The organism is Burkholderia sp. PU8-34 (assembly GCF_053427725.1).
In genome coordinates this window covers 461,109-485,010 of record NZ_JBSAXC010000002.1, presented here as the reverse complement: position 1 = coordinate 485,010, position 23,902 = coordinate 461,109, and the positions used below count along the sequence as shown (strand labels likewise).

Below are 23,902 nucleotides of genomic sequence, written 5' to 3'. Positions count from 1 at the left end.
CAGGATCGGGTCGATCGAGCCGAACGCATCACGGCCTCAGTACGACGATTGCGCCGAGCCCTGCCCGCCCGGCATTCCCCCGCCGTTTCCGCTCAGCGGCGAGCCCATCGAGTCCGGAATCTTGTTCTTGAACGAATCGAGATACCGCTGATAGGCGAGCGACGCGGCATCGCCGAGCATCGGCAATGCCGGGCCGACCGACTGGTTGTCCCGCTGCAGCGCGAGCCACGCTTCGGTCGAGTGGCCAATTTCCGCTGCATTCTGTGCGGGCTGTTGCGCATGCGCGGTCGCGGCCGCGCCGACGAGTACGAGCAACGCGACGCCACGGCGTACACGCAGCGGGCGTTCGAGATTCATGTGGTTGTCGGTCATGTCTGTTCCCCGATTGTCTTGTCATTGCGCGAACCGCTGCAGCAGCGGCGCGGTCGGATCGAATCCCTGGATGCCCGCCACCGGCGCGGCGCGTTTCACGGCACCGCTCCCGGCGACGTCGACGACGCTGCCCGCCCCGCTCATCGCGACGACTGGCGCAGCCGCCGGCACCGCGCGCCGCCACGTGTGCGAAGCCGCGATGATCTTCGTCGCGTCGTTGCGGATGTCGTTGCGGACTTCCGGCGAAAGCTTCTGCTGGCTCATCAGCTTCTGCGCGTCGCGCGTGCGGCCGGATGCGAGCAGGTACAGCGTCAGGTTGCTGATGATCTTCGGGCTGCTCTGGTCCAGCTCGGCCGCCTTCATCAGCGGCACCCGCGCGCCCTGTATGTCGCCGCTGCGCAGCTTCGCATAAGCAAGATCGGACAGCATCGACGCATCGGTCGGCGCGAGCACCGACGCCTGCGACAAGGCCTGCGACGCGTGCTCGAAATCGCCCGCGGCGCCGGCGATCAGCCCGAGCCCGCGATACCCGCGTGCGGCGAGCGGCGTGTTCAGCAGTTGCGTATAGGCGGCCGCGCTCGCGGCCGGCTGTTCGGTCATGCGCAGCGCATCGGCACGCAGCAGGATCGACTCCGGCGACGCGCCGTACTGCTTCTCGTATGCGTCGATATGCGCGAGCGACGCGTAATACAGGCCCTGCGACTGCATCCGCTCGATCAGCCCGAGATACATGCCCGGCGTATCGGGCGCAGCCTGTTTCTGGCCGGCCGCGTCCATCAGCGCGGCGCGCTCGGCCTGTGCGCCGACGCCGTAGCCGCTTTCCTTGAACGTCGAGCACGCGCCGAGCAAGCCGACCATCGCCACCACGCCCGCCAGTTTCATGATTCCACCGATTCGGTTCATCAATGCTCCTTCCGTCCGCCACATCAGTGGCGCGCCTGAACAAGCGCATGCAGCACCGAGATAACCCCCGGGCCGGCCGTCACGATCAGCAACGCTGGCAGTAATGTCACGATCATCACGCCCGTCATCTTCACCGTCAGCCGTCCGATGCGCTCGCGCAGCATCGCGCGGCGTGTCTCGCGCAACCGATCGCCGAACTGCCTGAGCGGCTCCTGTACCGCACCGCCGTGTTTGTCGACCTGGACCATCAGCCGCACGATTGCGCGCAGATCCTCGTTCTCAAAGCCGGACGACAGCCGCTGCAGCGACTGCTCGCGCGTGCGCCCGGACGCGAACTGGCGCTGCGCGATGCCCATCTCCGACGACAGAACCGGCATCATGCCCTTGAAGTCATTGGTCACGACCTGGATGCTCTGGTCGAGCGACAGCCCCACGCCCTGCAGCAGGCGCAGCATGTCGACGAGGAGCGGCAGTTCGTCGACGACGCATTGCCGACGCGCCGCTGCACGGCGGCGCAGATAGAGCTTGGGCAGCATGAACCCGAAGACGAATGCCATCACCATGCCGAACAGCCATCGCCCTCCCACCAGAGTGGAGCCGACGAAGGCAGCGAACAGAAGCGGTACGACCAGGGCGCAGGCGATCCGCGCACTCAGGAACAGTCCGCGTGAGCGCGTGTCGACATAGCCGCACTGCTCGAGCAGCCGCCGGTCTTCGTCGGCAACAGCGTGCTGCCCGATGCCCGTTTCGAGCCAGCGCATTCCGATCGCCGACATCCGCTCGAGCAGTCGTGCCACCTTCGTATGCCGTGCCGTGGCCGGCGTACCCTCCGACAGTGGCGTTGGCGCATCCCCGCCCGACGTACTCGACAGGCGAGCCGCGTCGAGGGCCGCCGCGCGCCGGTCGAGCGCGTCGGCAAGTGCCCGCCGGCTGCGTATCTCGGCACCTGCGCGCCGCAACGCCAGGATTGCCAGAAGCACCACGCCGACAGCGCCGAGCGCCAGTGCAATCGATCCGAGTTGATTGGGAGTCATCGTGTCACCTCAACCTGGCCATCCTGTACAGCCACGCGCCACCCGCGACCTGCAGCATGAAGGCCAGGTAGAGAAGCTGGCGCCCACCCTGATCGGACCACATCGTGCGGATATAGTCGGGGCTGGTGGCAACTACGAAACTGCCGATCGCGATCGGCAGCAACACGAGAACCCAGGCTGACAGCCGTGTTTCCGCCGACATCGCCATCAGCTCGCGCTCCGCCTGCTCGAGATCGCGCATGAACGTCGACATCCGGTCGAGCATCACGTCGGCGCGTCCGCCGTAGCGGACCGACAGCCGCAGCACCGAGCCGACGAGTTCGAATTCCTTCGTGTGATAGACCTTCGCGACGTGCATCATCGCGCGATCGATCTCGACCCCGGTGCGCAGCATCCTCGAAACCTGGTCGAGACAGCCGCGAAGCGGCGCCTCGGTGGTCAACAGCGCGGCCTGGAAAGCGGCCGGCACGCTGTTGCCGAGCGTCACGAGACGCACGATGCCGTCGAGGAACGATGGCAGTTGCCGGACAATCTGCAGGCGCCGGCGCTGGATGCGCGTCGCGAGCCAGAACGCGAGCAACGCGGTGCCGCCCACGAGCGCAGCGAGACATGCGAGCCAGCCGCCACCATGGCCGGCGACGCCCCCCGCGGCAAGGAGCACCGCCAGTGCTGCGCCCGCCTTGCCGCGCGCGCCTTCGATACCTGCGCGGCTCAGCAGATGCTCGACGTATTCGGCCGTTGCCGCTCGCCAGCGCGCCCATTGCGTCGACGGTCCACCCGGCATTGCGGGGCGGGCGCCGGCTCCGGGGAGCACGCGCGCCGCCGGCGCAGACTCGCCTTTCGCCGCCGCACCCGCACGCGCAGCCGGCTCGATCCGGCTGTCGATGAAGCGCTGTGCGTCCGCACGCCTGCGCTTCAGTTCGCCGTGCCGCCACAGCATCAGCGCAGCGGCCACGCAGACGAGCGCGAGCGCAAGCGCCCCGGCCATCACGCTATACATTGAAGCCTCCGCCGCCGCGGCCGAAGCCGCCGAATCCGCCGCCGCCACTGCCGAATCCGCCGCCGCCACTGCCGAATCCGCCGCCCGCCAGCGTCTGGCGGAAGCGCGCAAGCTTCGGCGAATGCGGATGGATGCCGAGCGATTCCCAGTTGTCGATCTCTTCGCCGTCCGGCGTCACGCGCGCTTCGTAGCGGTAAAGCTCCTGCGTTGCGATGATGTTGTCCGACAGCCCGGTGACTTCGGTGATCGACAGGATCCGCCGCCGGCCGTTGGACAGCCGGCCGATCTGCACGATGAAGTCGATCGCATTCGCGATCTGGCGGCGCAGGCTCGACTCGGTGCCCTGGAAGCCCGCGAAGCCGGCCAGCATCTCGAGACGGTACAGGCACTCGCGCGGGGAGCTCGCGTGCACGGTGCCCATCGAGCCGTCGTGGCCCGTGTTCATCGCCTGCAGCATCTCGAGCACCTCGCCGCCGCGCACTTCGCCGACGATGATGCGATCCGGCCGCATCCGCAGCGTGTTGCGCAGCAGGTCGCGGATCGTCACGACGCCGGTGCCGTCGAAGCCGCCCGGCCGGCTCTCGAGCCGCACGACGTGCGGGTGGTTCAGCGACAGTTCGGCCGTGTCCTCGATCGTCACGACGCGCTCCGGCTCGGGAATGTGGAACGCGAGCGCGTTGAGCAGCGAAGTCTTGCCCGAGCTCGTGCCGCCCGACACGAGCACGTTGCAGCGCGCCTCGACCGCGGCCTCGAGCAGTGCGCCGATCTCCTCGTTGTAGGTGCCGTTGCCGAGCAGGTCGGCCGGCTTCAGCGGGTCCTTGCGGAACTTGCGGATCGACACGACCGGCCCATCGATCGACAGCGGCTCGATGACCACGTTCACGCGCCCGCCGTCCGGCAGCCGCGCGTCGACCATCGGGTTCGATTCGTCGAGACGGCGGCCGACCGGCGCAAGGATCCGGCGCACGATCCGCAGCAGGTGCGCGTTGTCGGTGAAACGCACCGGCAGCTTCGCCAGGATCCCGTGACGCGACACGTAGATGTCGTTGTAGCCGTTGATCAGGATGTCTTCGACGTGCGGATCCGCGAGCAGGTCCTCGATCGGCCCGAAACCGGCGAGTTCCTTCGTCAGCGCCTCCGCGATCGTGCGCACCTCGTTCTCGTTCAGCGGAATGCGCCGCAGGCGCACGAAGCTGTCGATCTCCAGGTCGACGAACTGGTTGATCGCCTGTCGCGACCAGCGGCCGAACTCGGCGCCCAGTTCCTCGATGCGCGTCAGCAGGTGCTCGTGCGCGGCATTCTTGATGTCGTGGAATTGCTGCGTCTGGGAGAACGGCGCGGCGCCGTCGGCAAATTGAATGTCGTGTGCCATCGCTTACGACCGCTTGGACAAAGGTTGAATGAAGCGCTTCAGCGCGGAAAGGCCCGACACGGCGCGCGGTGCCGCGGCGACGCCGGTCAGCCGTTCGGCGAGGGGTTCGAGCGCGCGCACGTACGGATCGCGCTCGGCCGTGTCGACGATGAGCCGGCCCTGGTTGGCCGCATGGCCGATCGGCACGCGGCGCGCGGGCAGCGTCGCCAGCAGGCCGATGCCGAGACGCTCGGCGATCTGGCCGGGCGTCAGGTTGAGTTCCGGATCGTACTGGTTGACGACGAGCCTGACCTTGCCGATGTCGACGCCCGTATCGCGCAGCCCTTCGAGCAGATCGACGGCCGACACGATCGACGCGACGCCCTGGTCGCAGACGAGCCACGCCTCGTCCGTCGCCGCCGCGATCTGCGCGACGAACTCGCGGTTCGAGAATCCGCCCAGATCGACGATCTGCTGGTCGAAGAACGCGCGCAGCCGGTTCAGCAGGCCGACGCTCGACGCATACGACACGTCGCGCAGGTCGGCAAGGTTCGGCGGCAGCGTGGTCAGCGCGACGCCGCTCGCGTGGCGGGTCAGCGCGGTGTTGACGAACGTGCGGTCAATGCGGCGCAGGTTGCGCACGGCCTCGACGAAATGGAACTCGCAACGCGTATTGAGGAACAGTGCACTATCGCCCGCGGGCAGGCCGAGATCGACGAGCGCGGTCTGCCGGCCGTGCGGCGCAGTGGCGCCGAACGCGGCCGCGCCGCTCGCCGCCGCGCCGGATGTCGCGCGCTTTTGCAACCACACCGCCAGGTTCGCGGCGAGCGTGCTCACGCCCATCCCGGCGCGGGCGCCGAGTAGCGCGACGAGCTTGCCGTGACGGTTCGCCGGCTCGCCGCCGACGTGTTCGAGCAATCCGCGCGTGATGCGCAGCGCGTCGTCCGCGGGCCCGGACACGTCGATGAAGTCGCGCACGCCGGCCCGCAGCGCGGCCAGCGCACTTTCGGGTTCGGCCAGCGTGCCCAGCGCGACGATCGGCAACCCCGGATGCGCGAGTCGCACAGCCGCGGCGGCCGCGCTCGCCGCCGCCTGCGCACCGGAGAAGTCGATGAAGACGATCGCGGGGTTGTGTCCCGAGATGCGCTGTGCGAGCGCGGTCGGTTCGAGCGGCGCGGCTTCCACCGCGCCGGCCGACACCAGCGTCGCGCCCAGCCAGCTGACGTGCCTGTCCTGCTGCGACGCGCACACGAAATAGTCGGTCACGGCGGGCTCAGCCAAGGAAAGGGTTCTCGCGTTCATGTTGAACACCCCCGGTTGCATTCCGCGCGACGACACGCCCCGCGTTCATTTCGAAAACCCCGGCGCCGCATCGGGCGACGCAATGCCGCCGAGGAACGACCGCCACACCGGTCCGTCGCGCTGCTCGGACAGCTCGCCCGGCGTCGCCGGCAGCGACGCGCCCTTCGCGATCGGAGCCACGAGGTGCGGCGTCACGATGATCACCAGCTCCTTGTCGTTCTGCTGATAATTCAGGGACTTGAAGAACGCCCCGATGATCGGCAGATCGCCGAGGAACGGCACCTTGTTGATGTTCGACATCGTCTCGCGATCGATCAGGCCGCCGATCACGAAGCTCTCGCCATCACCGAGCTCGACCGTCGTGTCGGCGCGGCGCGTCGTGATCGCGGGCACCGATACGCTGTTGATCGTCACGCCATGCAGGAAATCGAGCTGGCTCGATTCCGGCGCGACCTTGAGCGCGATGCGGTGCGGGCTCAGCACGGTCGGCGTGAGCGTCAGGCCGACGCCGTACTGCTTCCACTGGATCGCCGTCGACCCGAGCGCCTGCGGTACCGGCACCGGGATCTCGCCGCCCGCGAGAAAGCTCGCGCTCTGCCCGGACAGCGCGACGAGCGTCGGCTGCGCGAGCACGCGCGCGAGATTGTTCGCCTCGAGAATCGACAGGTTCCCGAAGATGCCGCGGCCTGCCGAGTTCACGACAAGGTTGAACGCGGACGCGATCGGGATGCCGGCCGTCGCCTGGAACGCCGACGTCGCGCCGCCGGTCACCGACTGCAGCCCGCCGGGCGTGAATGCGCCGAACGCGAAGCCGTTGCTCTGCTTGAAGAAGTTAAGGCCCGCCTCCTTCAGCACCGAGCGGCTGAACTCGACGACGCGCACGTCGACCTGCACGGTATTCTTGCCGCCGACCGTCGACGTGTCGATCACCGTGCCGTCCTTGCCGCTCATGCGCTTGCCGACGGCAGCGGCACGCTCATGCGCGTCGAGCGACGCCGCCGAGCCGGACACCACCGGCGTGCCGCCATAGGCCTTCACACTGGGCGTCGAATCATCGAGCACCGCCTGCGCAGCCGCATCGACGACATTGACGTTCCATACGGTCGGCTCGTCGCGGCCGCGCTCCCACAGCATCACGTTCGTCGAACCGGGTGCTTTCGCGACCAGCAGCACGGTGCCGGCGCGGCCGCCCTTCATCACGAGCACGTCGGCGACCGACGGATCGCCGACCGCGACCCGCTGCAGTGCGTGCCCGGCGGCGATCTGCCGCTGCGCGCCGACCGCGAGGTCGATCGAACCGTTCACGCCGGTGGCCCCCGCCAGCGCTGCGAACGTCATGGCCCAGAGGGCAATTGCGAAAGCAATCATTTTGTTTGTCATTGTGTCGGAGACCGTCGAGCGGCCTTCTCCCTTCCGTTGCTGCTGTCGATGATCGTGTGCGCTGTTGTTCCGCTGTTGTTCAATAGGCGACCTTCTCGGTCCGCCCCCCGCGAATCACTTCGATGCTGCCACCGCCCGATCGCGCGACGACCGGCGCCCTCGGCGCGGCCGGTGCGCGCGGCGCGTTGCGCGTACGTCCCGCAGACAGCTCGTCGAGCGACATGCCGGCAGCAGCCACGGCCGACGGACCCAGGTTACCCGCCGTGTGCATTGCTACCGTCTGCACTGCGATCTCGTCGTCATTCGGATTGCGTAGCGCCAGCGTCAGGCGGCCGCTCGCCTCGGCAAGCGTCAGCGCATCGATCTGCGCGGTCGGCACCGCGAGCACGGCCGTGCGCACCGTACCCGTCGCGCTTGCGCCACCGTCGCGATCGGGCGTCGCATCGCCGAACGACAGCACTCGCACTTTCGACAGCAGCAGGCGCGCCTGCGTCATCGGAATCTCGGTGCCCGACTGGACGCCACCGGCGCCATCGCGCCTCAGGTTCAGGAATACGTCGACGAAATTGCCGGGCCGCAGCCGGTTGCCGACCGCATTCGACTCGTCGACCTTGACCGCGACAGCGCGCTCGCCCGACGCGACCTGATCCGCGAGCCCCGACGTCAGCGCGTTCTCGAGCACCGGCGATGCGACGAGGATATTGCTTGCCGGCACGCGGCCGACGAGCACGGCCGGATCGCTGAACCCGCCCGTCGGCAATGCCGGTGCCTGCCCCAGCTTCAGCGCATCAGCCGTGATCGGCTGGCCTGCGGGCAGCAGGCGTGCGGCAACCACGATCGGCACCGCCTTCACGACCGCAGCCTGCGGTTGCGATTCAGCCGGGCGGACCTGGTGGCGCCCGAGCATCCACGCATAGATTCCGAGGAGAATCGCGATTGCGATCAGCAGCCCGGCGATGATCTTCGTCAAGTGGTTAGCCATGTCTGGGTTTCGGTGCCACGGTAGGAATTGTTATTGATATGGACTGCAAGCCAAATGCGGAATGCGCTGATTTGCTTCGTTCCTTCATAGATAGGTATCCGGGATCTGCACGGTCGCCGAACTCGTCAGCGTGTTGGGCAGCACCATGCCGAGCAACGGGATATTCGGCACCAGCGGCGAATCCTTGTACCGGTACGTTACGGTCACTGTCACGCAATGCAGACTCGCGTTGGTCGGGTCATAGCTGCACGACGCCGGCGTCGGAACCGGAACGTCCACATAGTTCTTCAACCCGGGGGCGATATAGGCCAGTGCCATTCCCTGTGCGTTCTGTGCTCTTGCGGCCAGGGCCAATGTCGTCGTGGTCCCCGGCGCGTAGTTCAACGCCGCTCGCGCCCCCTCACTCGCCGCCAGCGTAAGGTTCTGCTGAACGGCGAAGATCAGGCCGAAGGTCACGATCGCGTAGAAGATCAGGAAAAACATCGGAAACACCAGCGCGAATTCCACCGCCGTCGCGCCGTGCTGGCGCCGTCGGGTGTGCGGCAAAAGGTGTCGTCTCATCGTACGCCCCCCGATATCACGAGATAGGCAAGCCACGCAGCCGCAGGCAGCGTCAGGCACGCCGCATACGGTGTGGCGCGCCTCCCGCCGAGCACGAGCGCCGGTGCGCCGCGCTGCCAGAGTGCACCGAGCGATGTCCTCGAGAGCAGCACGAGTCCGAGTGCATGCACGCCGGCAGCGAGGCTTGCGACGACCCAGAGCCACAGCAGTGCGTTCCAGCCGCACCACGCGCCAAGCACGGCGAATACCTTCACATCCGCCGCGCCCATCACGCGGAATGCAAAAAACGGAAAGAGTCCGATCAGACCGACCACCATGCCGATCAATGCCTGCATCGGGGAAATGCCGAATGGATTGGCGTGAATCAGCGTCGAAATGAAGGCGCCGCCCAGACCGAACGCAACGAGCACGTTCGGCACGCGGCGAAACCGGATATCACCTGCGGCGACAAGCATCGCCCAGGCAAAGAACACGCCGATACCGAGAATGAGTGCCATGTGAAGACCGCCCGCAGACGCAGAGCGGGCGAATCGCCGCGACGATTCGCCCGTTGTGGCGACAAATCGCGAAACTCAGCCTGCCGCGGAAATTTGCGAACCGATCGAATTGAACAGACCGACGAGATCGGTCTTGAGCGACGTAAGAGCGGCAATGATACCGACCGCCACAAGACCCGCAATCAGACCATACTCGATCGCGGTAACCCCGGTTTCTTCCCGAAGGAAGCGCATCATCATTGATTTCATTTTATTTCCTCGTGCCTGTAACTCTGTTTTTCTGGCCGCTTATACGTTGTCGTGTCCGCATATTTGGCCATGCCCCGCGTCGTTCGCCACATCAGCCGTGACGACAAGCGAGTGCGCTTTCTTTATAGATCGTCCCGAACGGAACGGATCATCATTTGATGCAAGTTAACATTCGCGATAGGAGCCCTCCTCGAACGTCATGTACCAATTAGTACAAACCTTACACCTGAACCAAATCTTATCTCCGATCCCCGAAAAATTCCAACCCCCTTTCAACGCGGATCAAAAAAAAACGACTCGAAGCACGGCGTATTTGTACGGTGTTTCGGTACGCCTTACACATAGGATTAACGATAGGTTAGATGTGCACATCTAATCCACCAGTAAAACAAACCGACCATTCCTGCCGACTTTCCCTCGCCCACGTTACGTCACCCTCGTAACGCCAATGATGTGACGTTACGTTACGCAACGGCTGAAATCGATCCCGCCCGCACCTCCTTAAACAATTTCAACAATCTTTCAAGCCTCCTAAGTCCCTTTGCCGAAAGGAATTGTCTCGTTTAAAACAATTCGTCGAACCGACGGCCGCCGAAATGGCACGACAGTTGCAGAGTAGTCCGCGCACCAACCAACACAACACGGTTTTAATGCGAGGACGAAATGGACATTCAGGTAATCCCCCATGGCACGCTCCGGACGACTCTGATCACGGCCACCGTGGCAGCCATGCTCTCCCTCTCCGCGTGCGGCGGTTCCGGTTCGATCAGCAAGGGCCTCAGCGGCTCGGGTTCGGGTTCGGGAAGCAACGATGCGATTTCCACTTCCGGCGGCGGCACCTCGGGCTCGACGAGCGGCACGTCGGGTACGAGCGGCAGCACGAGCGGTTCGACGAGCGGTAGCACGAGCGGTAGCACGAGCGGCAGTACCAGCGGCTCGACGAGCGGCTCCACGAGTGGGACGACCAGCGGCACCACGAGCGGGACGACCAGCGGCACGAGCGGTACGTCGGGCGTGTCGTCGAACGCGGTGGGTACCGTCCTCGCCAGCGGCAGCAACCTCGTCACCAACGTCGGCTCGGCCGTGTCGGGACTCGGCACCGTCGTCGGCAGCCAGACGCTGCCGGGCGTCAACCCGCAGACGACGCAAGCCGCCGGCGGCATCCTGCAAAGCGTGGGCGGCGCGGTGTCGACGCTCGGCAACGGCATTGGCAACGGCCTCGGCCAACTTGGCGCAACGAAGGACCCGGTCGGCACCACGGTCGCCAGCACGGGTGGCGTGGTCAATCAGCTCGGCGGCGCCGTCACGCAGACCGGCAACCTCGTCACGAGCCTCGGCAGCGGTCCGCTGTCGCCGCTCGCGCCCGTCACGGGGGCCGTCGGCGGTCTCGTGTCGACGGTCGGCAACGCCGTCGCGAACGGCGGCAACACGCTCACCAACGCGCTGTCGACCGGCCCGGTCCAGCAGGTCACGCAAGCCGTCAGCTCCGCGATCACGCCGATCACGACGATGGTCGGCACGACAACCCAGACGATCGGTTCCGCGACGGGTCTCGGCGCACCGATCAATACCCTGCTCGGGACGCTCGGCCATGGCCTGAACCAAGGCGGCGCGCTCATCGCGTCGACGGGCGGCAACCCGGTCACGACCGGCCTCGGCAACACTGTCTCGTCGACGGGCAACACCGTGAAGGCAGTCGGCGGATTGCTGACCGGCGGCAGCGGCGTCACCAACCCGCTCGCGCCGTTCACTGGCGTCGTCTCGACCATCACCGGAGCACTCAGTGGCGCGACCGGCGGCAGCAGCAGCCCGCTCGCACCTGTTACAGGCCTCGTCTCCACCGTGACCGGCGCGCTCGGCGGTGCGACCGGCGGTAGCAGCAGCCCGCTCGCCCCCGTCACCGGCCTCGTCTCCACCGTCACCGGCGCGCTCGGCGGCGCGACTGGCGGTACTGGCGGCAGCAGCCCGCTCGCCCCTGTCACCGGCCTCGTCTCCACCGTCACCGGCACGCTTGGCGGCGCGACCGGTGGTGCAGGCGGCAGCAGCCCCCTCGCTCCTGTCACCGGCCTCGTCTCGACCGTCACCGGAGCACTCGGCGGCGCGACCGGCGGTAGCAGCAGCCCGCTCGCCCCTGTCACCGGCCTCGTTTCCACCGTCACCGGCGCACTCGGTGGCGCGACCGGCGGTACTGGCGGCAGCAGCCCGCTTGCCCCTGTCACCGGCGCCGTGTCAACCGTCACCAGCGCAGTCGGCGGCGTGACGTCCGGGCTGTCGGGAAGCACGGGTGCCGTCACGAACTCAGGCACGTCGTCGAATCCGCTCGCGCCCGTCACGGGGCTGCTCGGTGGCCTGCTCGGCGGCATCCACGGCAAGTAAATCCGCTCGTTTCATTCATCGACAAGACTGCGAGGAGTCAAACATGTCCCAGCAACGTTCTCTCACGTCGGCCGCGCTGCGTCAGTGGCGCATTCCCCTCACCGCATTCGCGGCCGCCTGCCTGCTGGCCGCCTGCGGCGGCAACGGCGTGAGCGCGCCGCCGGCCACCAGCAGCAACAACGGCGGCAGCACGAGCGGCCCGAACCCGGGGCCGACGCCCACGCCGACACAGACGGGCACGACCGGGGTCGTCAGCACGGTCGGCAACTCCGCCACGGATCTCGGCAGCACGGTCGGCAACGTCAGCGTGCCGGGCCTCGGCAACGGTGTGACGCAAGGCGTCGGCAACACCGTTTCCAGCACCGGCACGATCCTCGGCGCGGCCACGGACGCCGTGAGCAACGGACTCGGACAGACCGGCTCCACGCAGAACCCGGTCGGCACGACGGTCGCCGGCCTGGGCAACGTTGTCGGCGCAACGAGCAACACCGTGTCCGGCCTGAGCCAGACCGTCAAGGCGCTCGGCACCGGCCCGCTGTCGCCGCTGGCGCCCGTCACGACGCCCGTCGGCACCGTGCTCGACACGGTCGCCAACGGCCTCGGCGCCGCAGGCAGCACGGTCAGCTCGGCGCTGTCGTCGGGCCCCGTGCAGCAGATCACGCAACCGATCAGCTCGGCCATTACGCCGCTCGTGATCACCGCCGGCCAGGTCACGCAACAGGTCGGCACGACGACGGGCCTCGGTCAACCCGTGTCAGGCCTGCTCGGCCAGATCGGCGGCGCGGTCAGCTCGGCGGGCCAGCAAGTCGCGGGCACGTCGAAGCAGCCGCTCGTCGGCGACGTGGGCCAACTCATCACTGCGGTAGGCAACACCGTGACCAACGCAGGCGGCCTCGTCAATCCGAACGGCCCGAACAGCGCGGCGCCGATCCCCGGCCTGATCACGAGCCTCGTCGGCGGCACGACCGCGACCGTACAGAACGGGACGGCGTCGGGCTCCGGCTCGACCAACCCGCTCGGCGGCTTGCTGTCGGGGCTCGGCTCGCCCACGGGCACGCTCGGCGGCAGCGCAACGTCGGGTGGCGCGAGCAATCCGCTGGCACCGGCCACCGGCCTGTTGGGCAACGCGGGCGGCAGCAGTCCGCTCGCGCCCGTCACGGGCCTCGTGTCGACGGTCACCGGCGCCCTCGGCGGCGCAGCGGGCGGCACCGGCGGCAGCAATCCGCTCGCTCCGGTCACCGGCCTCGTCTCCACCGTCACCGGCGCATTGGGCAGCGCAGCAGGCGGTACAACCGGCGGCGCAAGCGGTGCAAACCCTCTCGCACCCGTCACCGGTTTGCTGAATACTGTCACCGGCACCGTGGGCGGCGCAGCGGGCACCGGGGGCACGTCGAACCCGCTCGCGCCGGTCACGTCGCTCGTCGGCGGCGCGACGGGTTCCACGTCGGGCGGCTCGACCGGTCTGCTGTCACCGGTCACGGGCCTGCTCGGCACACTGGGCAGCATCGGCAAGTAAGCACGAAGGCCGCGCGTTTCCAGCCGGAGCGAACGCGCGGCCGACAACATCACAACCGGCAATGCGGCACACGACGCGCGGCACCTCGAGTGCCGCGCGCGAGCATTAGAAGACGAGAAGCAAGGCCAACGAGGAACAACAATGAAATCCAGACTCGATACATGGATGATGCTGCTCGCCATCACGGCGGCGGCTGGCACAGTGCAGGCACAGACGCGCGTCGCAGGCAACCCGCTCGACTCCCTTCCCCAGATCAACGCCCCGAAGAAAGGTCCGAGTGTGACCGTGCAGATCGCGCCTCAGGCACCCCAGCTGCAGGAACTGCTGTCGCGGCACCTCACGCCGACCACATTCCAGGTCGAGGGTGTCAAGTCGGTGCCGTTCGAAGAGATCTCGCGCCGCTTCACGCCGCTCGTCGGCAAGGACATCACGATCGGTCAGTTGATCGAAACCGCGAACGGCGTGACGAAGCTGTACCAGGATCACGGCTATGCGCTGTCGTTCGCGTTCATTCCCGCGCAGACGTTCGAGAACGGCGTCGTGCGCGTGACCGTCGTCGAAGGCTATGTGTCGGACGTGAAGGTGACCGGCAAGCCCGGCGCGATGGAATCGAAGATCCGCGCAATCGCCGCGCACATCACCGCCGATCGCCCGCTGCGCCGTACGACGTTCGAGCGCTACGTCAACACGTTCGGCCTGCTGCCCGGCGTGTCGGTCAAGGCCAACGTGCCGCCACCGCAGACCACCGACGGCGCGACGACGCTCGAGCTGAACGTCGACCGCAAGCCGTTCAACGTCAGTACCGGGATCGACTTCAACCATCCGGGCGTGCAAGGCCTCATCACGGCGACCGAAAACGGCCTCACGTCGCTCGGCGAGCAGTTGAGCATCTCCGCGCTCGCGCCGCCGGGACGCGACAAGCAGACCTACGTCGCGTTCAGCGGCGCGGTGCCGGTCGGCAGCAGCGGCCTCGTCACGCGGCTCGACGCCAGCACGTACCGCGGCAAGCCGCAGGACAACCCCGGATTGCCGTCCTATGTCGAGCGCACCGTGAAGAACGAAAAGCTCGGTCTTTCGGCATCCTATCCGATTCTGCTGAACAACCAGCGCAGCCTGCTCGGGACGGTGTCCGGCTACGCGTCTCATAACGAGGACCGCTACCAGAACCAGATCAGTGGCGTCACCCTCGACAACCGCTCGCAAGTGCGCGTGCTGCAGTTGCAACTCGACTACACGAGCGTCGAGCCCAAGCAGGTTCGCAAGCTGAGCGTCAACGTCGCGAAGGGCTTCGACATTCTCGGCGCATCGAAGTCGCAGGACATCACGTCGGGCAGCACGGTCGTGTCGGTGCCGAGCCCGATCTCGCTGACCTTCGTGCGCACCGGCGCGACGTTCACGCAGACCAACGAATGGCCGTTCCGGATCGGCACGTCGGTCTCACTGACGGGCCAGTACAGCCCCGATTCGCTGCCGACGTCCGAGCAGATCGCGTTCGGCGCGCAGCGCTATGCGCTCGGCTACCAGCCGGGCGAGACGTCCGGCGATTCGGGATGGGGGATGTCGCTCGAGGTCAACCGCGGGTTCTCGCCGGGCTGGACCTACCTGAAGTCGATTACGCCGTACGTCGCGTACGACATGGCGCGCGTGTATCTGCATGCGGGCACGCCGCAGCCGAACCGGCTGTCGTCGGTCGGTCTCGGCGTGCGGCTGAGCGACAGCCGCTACTACAGCCTCGACCTGTCGGTCGCGAAACCGGTCGGCGACGCGCCGGTGGAGAGCGCATCGCGCAGCCCGCGCATCAACGCCGCGTTCTCGTACCAGCTCAACTGATCGCGCCCCGCACGGCCCGCGCCGCGGGCTGTTTCGATTAGAGTCCCCTCTATCAAAACGCGACACGCGGTTTCACGTATTCTGCAAAGAGCTCGCAACATGCCACCGCCCCATGCAGGCGGTCGTGCGAGCGGTTCGAAAACGACATGCGAAACAAGGAGGAAGACGATGATTCAACTGACCCGCCCGTTGCGTTCGATGGCGCTGGCCGGCGCGCTGCTGGCCTGTGCCGCTCACGCATTTGCGCAGGCCGACAGCCCTGTCGGCATGTGGCAGACGATCGACGACAGCACCGGCAAGCCGAAGGCGCTCGTGCAGATTTCCGAGGACACGGATGGTTCGCTGTCGGGCAAGGTCGTCAAGGGCCTCGGCGCGAACGACACGCCCGATCGCCGCTGCACCGCGTGCACGGATGATCGCAAGGATCAGCTGATCAAGGGCATGACGATCATCAAGGCAATGAAGAAGGATGGCGATCACTGGGATGGCGGCAACATCCTCGATCCGGAGAACGGCAAGGTCTACAAGTGCAAGATGGCGCTGGACGAAGGCGGCCAGAAGCTCGTCGTGCGCGGGTATATCGGCGTGTCGCTGCTTGGACGCTCGCAAACCTGGGTTCGCCAGCAGTAACGATGCGCGCGACGGTGCGCCCGTCAATGCAGATCGGCCTGCGACTCAGTCGTCAGGCCGATTTCATTTTGGGCAGTCGATGCGCTCATTCCGGAAGGTCATGCTGCCTGCTTCAGCGCATTCGACGCATACGTGCCACGCGTGGCCGGATGTGCAGGCAGCGCGGCGCCGCGCGCCTCTGCTGCTTTCGACTGCGTGTGCGTGCGCATTCTCGTCGCCAGCGTATTGCACAGGTTCATGCCCGCATCGCCGTACAACGTGCGCATCACCTGCATCAGCGTGCCCGTCTCGTGCCACACCTTGAAGCGGCGGTGGCAAGTCTGATACGAAGGATAGCGGCGCGGCATCGCCGACCACGTCGCGCCGCTATAGATCACCCACAGCACGCCGTTCATCACGGCGCGCGTATTGGCAAGCGGACGGCCGCGCAATTCGGTGCGGGGCTGCATTTCGGGCAGCAGCGGTGCAACGCGGCGCCACTCGTTGTCGGTCAGATCGCGATACGGTGTCATGGACATCTCCAGCCTTAGGAACCATGACACAACGATATCGGCTCACCCTCGCGTTGAATATAAGACTCGTCCGAAATTAACGAGAGATCGCATCGATTTGACCGGAATTGATCATTGAATCCGGCCAATTGACCGGCCACACGATCAGGTCAACGATGTATCGACGATGCGCCGCGGCGTCTCGATATACTCCTTCGACTGCATCTCGACGATCCGCGATACCGTCCGCGTGAATTCGTTGGCCATCGGGCCCTCGACGTACAGCTGCTCGGCCGGCACCGCCGCGGACATCAGCAGCTTGACCTTGTGGTCGTACAGCACGTCGATCAGCCACGTGAAGCGGCGCGCCTCCGACGCCATCCGCGGCGACATCTGCGGCACCTCCGACAGCACGATCGCATGGAAGCGGCTCGCGAGCTCGAGATAGTCGTTCTGCGAGCGCGGCCCGCCGCACAGCGTCGCGAAATCGAACCATACGACGCCGTCGGCCTTGCGCAGCGCCTTCAGCTCGCGTTTTTCGATGTGGAGGATCGGACTCTCGTCGGGCACCGCCGCGAGCTTCGCGAACGCGTGGCGCAGCGCGCGGTCTGCGTCCGCGCCGAGCGGCGTGTGATACATCTGCACCTGCGCGAGCGTGCGCTGGCGATAGTCGACGCCCGCGTCCACGTTCATCACGTCGAGCTTCTCCTTGAGCAGCGCGATCGCGGGCAGCATCCGGTCGCGATGCAGGCCGTCCGGATACAGGTCGTCCGGATCGTAGTTGGACGTCATCACGAACTGCACGCCGTTCGTGAACAGGCGGTCGAGCAGCCGGTACAGGATCATCGCGTCGGCGATGTCCGACACGTGGAATTCGTCGAAGCAGATCAGCCGATAGCGTTTCGCGATGCGGCGCGCGAGTTCGTCGAGCGGATCGGCCTGCCCCTTCAGTTCCTCGAGTTCGCGGTGCACTTCGCGCATGAACTCGTGGAAGTGAAGGCGCGTCTTGCGCTGCACGGGCACGACTGCGTAGAAGCTGTCCATCAGGAAGCTCTTGCCGCGCCCGACGCCCCCCCACATGTAGACGCCGCGCGGCAGTTCCGGATGGATGATGAGCTTCTTGAACGCGTTCGAGCGGCGCGCCTTGTACGCGACCCATTCGTCGTAGCAACGCTGCAGGCGGTCGATGGCCGCGCGTTGCGCGGGGTCGGACTGATAGCCGCGCGTGGTCAGCTCCCGCGCGTAGTATTCGGTGACGTTCATCGGGCAAACCAAAAAGACGAAGGCGAGCGGGAAACCCCGCCCGCCTTCGTCATGTAACGGTGGCGCCGGCCAGTCGCCGGCCGGCGCTACAACGCGCTCAGCTGTTCAGCGAGCGCTTGTCGACGGCGAGTGCCGCTTCACGCATCACTTCGGACATCGACGGGTGCGGATGGCAGATGCGGGCGATGTCTTCCGACGCCGCCTTGAATTCCATCGCCACCACGGCTTCCGCGATCAGGTCCGATGCGTTCGCCGCGATCACGTGCACGCCGAGCAGCTCGTCCGTCTTCGCGTCCGCGATCATCTTCACGAAGCCGTCCGGCGCGTTCATGCCGAGTGCGCGGCCGTTGATCGAGAACGGGAACTTGCCCGACTTGATCTCGCGGCCTTCCGCCTTCAGCTGCTGCTCCGTCTTGCCGACCCACGCGATTTCCGGGTACGTGTAGATCACCCACGGAATGCAGTTGTAGTCGATGTGCGGCTTCTGGCCGTCGATCACTTCAGCGACCAGCACGCCTTCGTCTTCCGCCTTGTGCGCGAGCATCGGGCCGCGCACCACGTCGCCGATCGCGTAGACGTTCGGCACCGCCGTGCGGCAGTGGTCGTCGACGTCGATGAAGCCGCGCTCGTTCGCCTTCAGGCCGATCGCCTCGAGGCCGAGGTTGTCGGTGTTCGGCACGCGGCCGACCGACACGATCAGGCGGTCGGCGTCGAGCGTCTGCGCGTTGCCGTCCTTGTCCGTGTAGGCGATCGACACGCCGTCCGGAGTCGCCTTCACGTCGCCGATCTTCACGCCGAGGTGAATGTCGAGGCCCTGCTTCTTGAACAGCTTCGCCGCTTCCTTCGCGAGCGCGTCGTCGGCTGCGCCGAGGAACGCCGGCAGCGCTTCGAGCACCGTCACTTCGGCGCCGAGGCGGCGCCACACCGAGCCGAGCTCGAGGCCGATCACGCCCGCGCCGATCACGGCGAGCTTCTTCGGCACTGCGTCGAACGTCAGCGCGCCTTCGTTATCCGAAACGATCTTGTTGTCGACCGGGATGCCCGGCAGGTGACGTGCCTTCGAGCCCGTCGCGATGATCACGTTCTTCGCGGTGACGACTTCGGTTTCACCCTCGCCGCTCACTTCGATCTGCACGCCGGCATCGGTCTTGCCGGTGAACTTGCCGTGGCCCTTCAGCCAGGTGATCTTGTTCTTCTTGAACAGGAACTCGATACCGGACGTCATCTTCTCGACGATCGCGTCCTTGCGGCCGATCATCTTCGCAATGTCGATCTTCACGCCGTCGACCGCGATGCCGTGGTCGGCCAGGTGGTGCGACGCGTTCTCGAACTCTTCCGACGAAGCGAGCAGCGCCTTCGACGGGATGCAGCCGACGTTCAGGCAGGTGCCGCCGAGCTTCAGCGCGCCGGCCGGGTTCTTCCACTTTTCAATACAGGCAACGGTCTTGCCCAGTTGAGCGGCGCGGATCGCGGCGATATAGCCGCCGGGGCCTGCGCCGATCACGACGACGTCAAATTCCTTGGACATGGCAATCCTTTCTTCTTGTGCGTTCGCACGGGCGCGCGATGTCGCGCGCCCGTGCGAAGCGGGTCAATGCAGAGGGTGTGGCTTACAGGTCGAGCAGCAGACGTGCCGGATCCTCGAGCGCATCCTTCATCGCGACGAGCGACAGCACGGCTTCGCGGCCGTCGATGATCCGGTGGTCGTACGACAGCGCCAGGTAGTTGATCGGACGGATCACGATCTGGCCGTTCTCGACGACCGGACGCTCCTTCGTCGCGTGCACACCCAGGATCGCCGATTGCGGCGGGTTGATGATCGGGGTCGACAGCATCGAGCCGAACACGCCGCCGTTCGAGATCGAGAACGTACCGCCCGTCATTTCCTCGATCGACAGCTTGCCGTCCTTCGCCTTCTGGCCGAATTCGGCGATCTTCTTTTCGATGTCGGCGAGGCTCATCTGGTCGGCGTTGCGCAGGATCGGCACCACGAGACCGCGCGGCGAACCGACGGCGATACCGATGTCGAAGTAGCCGTGGTAGACGATGTCGTTACCGTCGATCGACGCGTTCACGAGCGGGAACTTCTTCAGCGCGTGGACTGCCGCCTTCACGAAGAACGACATGAAGCCGAGCTTCACGCCATGTTCCTTCTCGAACTTGTCCTTGTACTTGTTGCGCAGTTCCATGACCGGAGCCATGTTGACTTCGTTGAACGTCGTCAGGATCGCGTTGGTCTGCTGCGACTCGAGCAGACGCTCGGCGATACGCGCACGCAGACGCGACATCGGCACGCGCTGTTCCGGGCGGTCGTTCAGCCACGTCGTTGCCGACGCCGGCACCTTCACTTCCGGCAGCGACGGCTTCGCAGCGGCAGTCTTCGCCGGTGCGGCGGCCGGTGCGGCCTTCGGCGCGCTGCCTGCGGACAGCACGTCGCCCTTCGTGATGCGGCCGTCGCGGCCCGAGCCGGCGACGTCGCCTGCGGCGAGGCCCTTCTCGGCCATCATCTTCGATGCGGCCGGCGAGGCCGATGCCGAGCTCGATGCGACGGCAGCAGCCGGCTGGGCGGCCGGTGCGGCAGCGGGTGCAGCCGCCGGCTGGACTTCGGCTTCGCCTGCCGCTGCGGCGACGGCACCTGCCTTCGCTTCGGTGTCGATCGTCGCGATCAGCTGATCGGCGACCACCGTGTCACCGTCGTTCTGCAGCACTTGCGCGAGCACGCCTGCTGCCGGTGCCGGCACTTCGAGCACGACCTTGTCGGTCTCGAGTTCGATCAGGATTTCGTCCTGCGCAACAGCTTCGCCGGGCTTCTTCTTCCACTGCAGCATGGTGGCTTCCGAAACCGACTCCGAAAGCTGGGGGACTTTGACTTCTACGATAGCCATGTGATTTTCCTGGATGCTTAATCTGGGTAATGACGAGGTTCTGGCGAATCTTCCGGCCGATGCGGCGCAATGCACGTCCTGCGGGCCAAAAGATTCGGGAAAGCGCGATGCGCTTTCCCGTTTCGCTTCCGTCGATTATTTCGCGATCGATGCGCTCTTCAGGCGGCCGAAAGCACCTTCGATCAGGGCCTTCTGCTGCTCGTAGTGCTTCGCGTAGTAGCCGACCGCCGGCGAGGCCGAAGCCGGACGGCCGCTGTACGCCAGCTTCTGCCCTTCCTTCATGCCTTCCTTCAGGTGGTGCTCGACGTAGAACCAGGGGCCCTGGTTCTGCGGCTCGTCCTGCACCCAGACCACTTCCGTCGCGTTCTCGTACTTCTTCATTTCAGCTTCGAACTGCTTGTGCGCGAACGGGTACAGCTGTTCGATACGGATGATCGCAACGTCGTTCGCCTTCGCTTCGCGGCGATGCGCGACCAGGTCGTAGTACACGCGGCCCGAGCAGGCCAGCACGCGCTTGACCTTCTTCGCATCGATGCCGGCGTCGGTTTCGCCCAGCACCGGCTGGAACGAACCCTTCGCCAGTTCCGACAGGTCCGACACCGCTTCCTTGTGACGCAGCAGCGACTTCGGCGTCGCGACGATCAGCGGCTTGCGGAACAGGCGGATCATCTGGCGGCGCAGCAGGTGGAAAATCTGCGCCGGCGTCGTCGGCTGGACGACCTGCATGTTGTGATCCGCGCACAGTTGCAGGAAACGCTCGATGCGGGTCGACGAGTGTTCCGGACCCTGGCCTTCGTAGCCGTGCGGCAGCAGCATCGTCAGGCCCGACACGCGGCCCCACTTCACTTCGCCCGACGAGATGAACTGGTCGATCACGACCTGCGCACCGTTGACGAAGTCGCCGAACTGCGCTTCCCACAGCACGAGCGTGTTCGGCTCGGCGGTCGAATAGCCGTACTCGAAGCCCAGCACTGCCTCTTCCGACAGCACCGAGTCGATCACCGTGAACTTCGCCTGGTTGTCGGCAATGTTCTGCAGCGGCACGTACGTGCCGTCGTTCCAGCGCTCGCGGTTCTGGTCGTGCAGCACCGCGTGACGGTGCGTGAACGTGCCGCGGCCCGAGTCCTGGCCGGTGAGGCGCACCGCATAGCCCGACGCGACGAGCGACGCAAACGCGAGGTGTTCGCCCATGCCCCAGTCGAGCGGCTGGTCGCCACGCGCCATGTTGCGGCGGTCATTGATCACGCGCTCGACGAGCGGGTGAACCTTGAAGTTTTCCGGGACCGTCGTGATGCGTTCGCCGAGACGCTTCAGTTCGGCGAGCGGCACGGCCGTATCGGCTGCGTCCGTCCACTTGCGGTTCAGGAACGGCACCCAGTCGACCGCGTACTTGCTCTTGTAGTTCGACAGGACCGGATCGATCGTGTGGTGACCGTCGTCCATCGCCTTGCGGTACGCCTTCGCGTAGCCGTCGATGTCTTCCGCGGCGATCACGCCCTGCTGCACGAGTTTCTCGCCGTACAGCGCACGGGTGCCCGGGTGCTGCGCGATCTTCTTGTACATCAGCGGCTGCGTGACGGCCGGCGTGTCCTGCTCGTTGTGGCCCAGCTTGCGGAAGCACACGATGTCGATCACGACATCCTTGTGGAACTGCATCCGGTAGTCGATCGCGATCTGCGTCGCGAGCACGACGGCTTCCGGATCGTCGCCGTTCACGTGCAGCACCGGCGCTTCGATCATCTTGACGACGTCGGTACAGTACAGCGTCGAGCGCGCGTCACGCGGGTCGGACGTCGTGAAGCCGATCTGGTTGTTGATGACGATGTGCAGCGTGCCGTGCGTGCCGTAGCCGCGCGTCTGCGCGAGGTTCAGCGTTTCCATCACGACGCCCTGGCCTGCGAAGGCCGCGTCGCCGTGGATCTGCACCGGCAGCACCTGCAGGCCGTCGTCGTCGCCGCGGCGGTCCATCCGCGCCTTCGCGGAGCCTTCGACCACCGGGTTGACGATTTCGAGGTGCGACGGGTTGAACGCGAGCGACAGGTGAACCGGGCCGCCTTCCGTCGACACGTCCGACGAGAAGCCCTTGTGGTACTTCACGTCGCCGGCCGGCAGGTCGTCGACGTGCTTGCCTTCGAATTCGGCGAACAGGTCCGCCGGCATCTTGCCGAGCGTGTTGACCAGCACGTTCAGGCGGCCGCGGTGGGCCATGCCGATGACGATTTCCTGCACGCCCTTCTTGCCCGCGTGCTGGACGACTTCGTCCATCGCCGCGATGAAGCTTTCGCCGCCTTCCAGCGAGAAGCGCTTCTGGCCGACGTACTTGGTGTGCAGATAGCGCTCGAGGCCTTCCGCTGCCGTCAGGCGGTTCAGGATGTGCTTCTTCTTGTCAGCCGAGAAGTTCGGCGTCGCGCGGGTCGATTCCAGGCGCTCCTGCCACCAGCGCTTCTGCTCCGGATCGCTGATGTACATGAACTCGGCGCCGATCGTGCCGCAATACGTGTCGCGCAGGCCCTTGACGATGTCGCGCAGCGAAGCCTGGTCGAAACCGAAATACAGGTTGCTCGCGCTGAACGTCTGGTCGAGGTCGCCCTCGGAGAAGTCGTAGAACGCGGGTTCGAGTTCGGGGATGGCGGGACGTTCGCGACGCTTCAGCGGATCCAGGTTGGCCCATTGCGAGCCGAGGAAGCGATAAGCGCTGATGAGGGACTGGACGTGGACCTGCTTGCGCGCGGTGGCCAGGTTGCTGGTGCTTTCGCGGGGGATGAAGGCATTGGCCTTCGCACGCTCTGCAAACGATTCGACGATCGGGAAATGCGCCACGTCGTTGGCGTTCGAACCGTCCGTTGCAGGCACATTCTGCAGCGCGTCGAAATACTCTCGCCAGTTCTCGGGCACTGACGCCGGATTATCGAGATATGCATCGTACAGTTCTTCAACGTACGAAGCATTGCCGCCGAACAGATAGGAGTTCAGCTGAAACTGCTTCATGACATCTGACATTTTACGCTCACCTTTCTTCGAGCTTCTCGAGAAATAGCGGGTTGCTCAACCTTCCGCGACACGGCCTGACCGTTTAGCGGATTGCGAATCAAGTCTTGCTTGGAAGGACCTAAACTTGCGTGCGCGCAGCATATCACAGAACCGTTACCGGGATTCACGCGGGAAGGCACGAAAGCACCAGGCGCGACGGGGCTCCGGCCGGATTGCAGCGGCCCCGTGAAAGATTGTTTTGCAGGCATGCCGCTTGCGTGTCGCCGAGATGCAAAAAGGCCGCCCGAAG

At 65.9% G+C, this 23,902-nt stretch carries 20 protein-coding genes; 4 read left to right on the top strand and 16 right to left on the bottom strand.

The window, feature by feature from the left end:
• Positions 1-36: 36 nt before the first annotated feature.
• From ACV22Z_RS06855 to ACV22Z_RS06805, 11 genes are all read right to left on the bottom strand, one after another.
• Positions 37-372 (bottom strand): DUF3613 domain-containing protein, encoded by a 336-nt coding sequence (locus ACV22Z_RS06855; RefSeq protein ID WP_448075557.1) that lies wholly within the window; start codon positions 370-372, stop codon positions 37-39.
• A 21-nt stretch (positions 373-393) separates the two neighbouring features.
• Positions 394-1,275 (bottom strand): pilus assembly protein, encoded by an 882-nt coding sequence (locus tag ACV22Z_RS06850; protein ID WP_448075556.1) that lies wholly within the window; start codon positions 1,273-1,275, stop codon positions 394-396.
• A gap of 23 nt (positions 1,276-1,298) precedes the next feature.
• Entirely contained in the window at positions 1,299-2,309 is a 1,011-nt protein-coding gene (locus tag ACV22Z_RS06845) for a type II secretion system F family protein (protein ID WP_448075555.1), read from the bottom strand.
• Positions 2,310-2,313: 4 nt separating this feature from the next.
• Positions 2,314-3,309, bottom strand: a complete 996-nt coding sequence (locus ACV22Z_RS06840) for a type II secretion system F family protein (RefSeq protein WP_448075554.1) — start codon at positions 3,307-3,309, stop codon at positions 2,314-2,316.
• Positions 3,302-4,681, bottom strand: coding sequence for a CpaF family protein (locus ACV22Z_RS06835; protein WP_448075553.1), 1,380 nt, complete (start codon positions 4,679-4,681; stop codon positions 3,302-3,304). The genes ACV22Z_RS06840 and ACV22Z_RS06835 overlap by 8 nt, the downstream gene beginning before the upstream one ends.
• Positions 4,682-4,684: 3 nt before the next feature.
• On the bottom strand, positions 4,685-5,962 hold the full coding sequence (locus ACV22Z_RS06830; protein WP_448075552.1) for a fimbrial protein: 1,278 nt from the start codon (positions 5,960-5,962) through the stop codon (positions 4,685-4,687).
• A gap of 45 nt (positions 5,963-6,007) precedes the next feature.
• Positions 6,008-7,342, bottom strand: coding sequence for a type II and III secretion system protein family protein (locus ACV22Z_RS06825; protein ID WP_448075551.1), 1,335 nt, complete (start codon positions 7,340-7,342; stop codon positions 6,008-6,010).
• Between the two features lie 79 nt (positions 7,343-7,421).
• On the bottom strand, positions 7,422-8,324 hold the full coding sequence (gene cpaB, locus ACV22Z_RS06820) for a Flp pilus assembly protein CpaB (RefSeq protein WP_448075550.1): 903 nt from the start codon (positions 8,322-8,324) through the stop codon (positions 7,422-7,424).
• A gap of 84 nt (positions 8,325-8,408) precedes the next feature.
• Positions 8,409-8,885 carry a TadE/TadG family type IV pilus assembly protein gene (locus ACV22Z_RS06815; protein WP_448075549.1) on the bottom strand — a complete coding sequence of 159 codons (477 nt, stop codon included), beginning with the start codon at positions 8,883-8,885 and terminating at the stop codon, positions 8,409-8,411.
• Positions 8,882-9,382 (bottom strand): A24 family peptidase, encoded by a 501-nt coding sequence (locus tag ACV22Z_RS06810; protein WP_448075548.1) that lies wholly within the window; start codon positions 9,380-9,382, stop codon positions 8,882-8,884. Before ACV22Z_RS06810 ends, ACV22Z_RS06815 begins: the two co-directional genes overlap by 4 nt.
• A gap of 75 nt (positions 9,383-9,457) precedes the next feature.
• Positions 9,458-9,631 carry a Flp family type IVb pilin gene (locus ACV22Z_RS06805; protein WP_448075547.1) on the bottom strand — a complete coding sequence of 58 codons (174 nt, stop codon included), beginning with the start codon at positions 9,629-9,631 and terminating at the stop codon, positions 9,458-9,460.
• 816 nt (positions 9,632-10,447) lie between these two features.
• On the opposite strand from ACV22Z_RS06805, the gene ACV22Z_RS06800 reads away from it, so the two are divergent.
• The 4 genes from ACV22Z_RS06800 to ACV22Z_RS06785 all read left to right on the top strand — a co-directional run bounded on the left by ACV22Z_RS06800 (position 10,448) and on the right by ACV22Z_RS06785 (position 15,983).
• Complete coding sequence (locus ACV22Z_RS06800; RefSeq protein WP_448075826.1) at positions 10,448-12,007, top strand: collagen-like triple helix repeat-containing protein; 1,560 nt, start codon at positions 10,448-10,450, stop codon at positions 12,005-12,007.
• A 43-nt stretch (positions 12,008-12,050) separates the two neighbouring features.
• Positions 12,051-13,523 (top strand): collagen-like triple helix repeat-containing protein, encoded by a 1,473-nt coding sequence (locus ACV22Z_RS06795; RefSeq protein ID WP_448075546.1) that lies wholly within the window; start codon positions 12,051-12,053, stop codon positions 13,521-13,523.
• Positions 13,524-13,664: 141 nt separating this feature from the next.
• Positions 13,665-15,353, top strand: a complete 1,689-nt coding sequence (locus tag ACV22Z_RS06790) for a ShlB/FhaC/HecB family hemolysin secretion/activation protein (RefSeq protein WP_448075545.1) — start codon at positions 13,665-13,667, stop codon at positions 15,351-15,353.
• Positions 15,354-15,521: 168 nt separating this feature from the next.
• On the top strand, positions 15,522-15,983 hold the full coding sequence (locus tag ACV22Z_RS06785) for a DUF2147 domain-containing protein (protein WP_448075544.1): 462 nt from the start codon (positions 15,522-15,524) through the stop codon (positions 15,981-15,983).
• 98 nt (positions 15,984-16,081) lie between these two features.
• On the opposite strand, the gene ACV22Z_RS06780 is transcribed toward ACV22Z_RS06785, so the two are convergent.
• From ACV22Z_RS06780 to ACV22Z_RS06760, 5 genes are all read right to left on the bottom strand, one after another.
• Complete coding sequence (locus ACV22Z_RS06780; RefSeq protein ID WP_448075543.1) at positions 16,082-16,495, bottom strand: transposase; 414 nt, start codon at positions 16,493-16,495, stop codon at positions 16,082-16,084.
• A gap of 144 nt (positions 16,496-16,639) precedes the next feature.
• Positions 16,640-17,737: a cell division protein ZapE gene (zapE, locus tag ACV22Z_RS06775; RefSeq protein WP_448075542.1), complete on the bottom strand. Its 1,098-nt coding sequence runs from the start codon at positions 17,735-17,737 to the stop codon at positions 16,640-16,642.
• Positions 17,738-17,834: 97 nt separating this feature from the next.
• The gene (gene lpdA / locus ACV22Z_RS06770) at positions 17,835-19,265 is read right to left on the bottom strand and encodes a dihydrolipoyl dehydrogenase (protein WP_160925708.1); all 1,431 of its coding nucleotides are present in this window, start codon (positions 19,263-19,265) and stop codon (positions 17,835-17,837) included.
• Between the two features lie 82 nt (positions 19,266-19,347).
• The gene (gene odhB / locus ACV22Z_RS06765; protein WP_448075541.1) at positions 19,348-20,622 is read right to left on the bottom strand and encodes a 2-oxoglutarate dehydrogenase complex dihydrolipoyllysine-residue succinyltransferase; all 1,275 of its coding nucleotides are present in this window, start codon (positions 20,620-20,622) and stop codon (positions 19,348-19,350) included.
• 135 nt (positions 20,623-20,757) lie between these two features.
• Positions 20,758-23,622, bottom strand: coding sequence for a 2-oxoglutarate dehydrogenase E1 component (locus tag ACV22Z_RS06760; RefSeq protein WP_448075540.1), 2,865 nt, complete (start codon positions 23,620-23,622; stop codon positions 20,758-20,760).
• Positions 23,623-23,902 lie beyond the last annotated feature (280 nt).